Source organism: Paenarthrobacter nitroguajacolicus, from assembly GCF_007786235.1.
In the GTDB taxonomy this organism is placed as follows: Bacteria; Actinomycetota; Actinomycetes; order Actinomycetales; family Micrococcaceae; genus Arthrobacter; species Arthrobacter nitroguajacolicus_A.
Genome location: NZ_VNFK01000043.1, coordinates 1 through 1508 on the forward strand (window position 1 = coordinate 1; position 1508 = coordinate 1508).

Here is a 1508-nt window from a genome sequence, read left to right on the forward strand (position 1 = left end):
CTTGTATGCTTGATGTTCTAACGTTGGCCCCTTATCGGGGTTGCGGACAGTGCCTGGTGGGTAGTTTGACTGGGGCGGTCTCCTCCCAAAGAGTAACGGAGGAGCACGAAGGTGGGCTAAACACGGTTGGACATCGTGTGGTTAGTGCAATGGCATAAGCCCGCTTGACTGCGAGAATGACAATTCGAGCAGGTGCGAAAGCAGGTCATAGTGATCCGGTGGTTCTGAATGGAAGGGCCATCGCTCAACGGATAAAAGGTACTCCGGGGATAACAGGCTGATACCGCCCAAGAGTTCATATCGACGGCGGTGTTTGGCACCTCGATGTCGGCTCATCACATCCTGGGGCTGAAGTCGGTCCCAAGGGTATGGCTGTTCGCCATTTAAAGTGGTACGCGAGCTGGGTTTAGAACGTCGTGAGACAGTTCGGTCCCTATCTGCCGTGGGCGTTGGAAAATTGAAAGGGGCTGCTCCTAGTACGAGAGGACCGGAGTGGACGAACCTCTGGTGTTCGGGTTGTCATGCCAATGGCATTGCCCGGTAGCTAAGTTCGGAATCGATAACCGCTGAAAGCATCTAAGCGGGAAGCGAGCCTTGAGATGAGTTTTCCCTGGCACTATAAGTGTCCTAAAGGGTTGTCGTAGACTACGACGTTGATAGGCAGGGTGTGTAAGTGCTGCGAGGCATTGAGCTAACCTGTACTAATTGCCCGTGAGGCTTAACCATACAACACCCAAGGGGTTTTGTGGACTCAGATGTACCAGACCTTGAATGCGTTTGAAGAGAAATACTTTTAGATAAGCTTTCCGAATTTTAAAATTTGCTTGGCGACCATAGCATTGTGGACCCACCTGATTCCATGCCGAACTCAGAAGTGAAACACAATAGCGCCGATGGTAGTGTGGGGTTTCCCCATGTGAGAGTAGGACATCGCCAGGCTTTAATTTCGACTTTGTCTATTTAATAGACAAGTCACCATAGAGTTCTAAGTTTTCTTAGTGTTTTATGTTGACTTTCAAAGTGGAAAGCGTATTATACGCGTCCTGCTTAAGTGCTAAGGCACTGAAAGCGTTCTCTTTTTAGAGAACACGCTCTTTAACAATTTAAACCTATCAATCTGTGTGGGCACTCGTTGATGAATATCAAAACGTTATTACTTAGGTAATGACAGTTACTTCGGTAACAAACTTGATTTCAATGAACTGAGTGACCAATACGAATAATTACTTTCTATATAGAGAGGGGTTATTTGGCACAGTCAATTCATTACCATTCTGTTGGAATGGTAATAACTTTAGAATTACATGTTCATTTTCGAATGAATATTAGTTTTGAAGTCAGTATTCGTTGAGTCACAAAATCTTAAATTGAAGAGTTTGATCATGGCTCAGATTGAACGCTGGCGGCAGGCCTAACACATGCAAGTCGAGCGGAAACGACAACAATGATTCTTCGGAGGATTTGTTGGGCGTCGAGCGGCGGACGGGTGAGTAATGCCTAGGAAATTG

At 46.5% G+C, this 1508-nt stretch carries 3 rRNA genes; all 3 read left to right on the forward strand.

What is annotated here, in order from left to right:
• Nucleotides 1-726 (forward strand): 23S ribosomal RNA (locus tag FQP90_RS22880); the annotation flags it as partial.
• 97 nt (nt 727-823) lie between these two features.
• Nucleotides 824-939 (forward strand): 5S ribosomal RNA (rrf, locus tag FQP90_RS22885).
• Nucleotides 940-1364: 425 nt separating this feature from the next.
• Nucleotides 1365-1508, forward strand: a 16S ribosomal RNA gene (locus FQP90_RS22890); the annotation flags it as partial.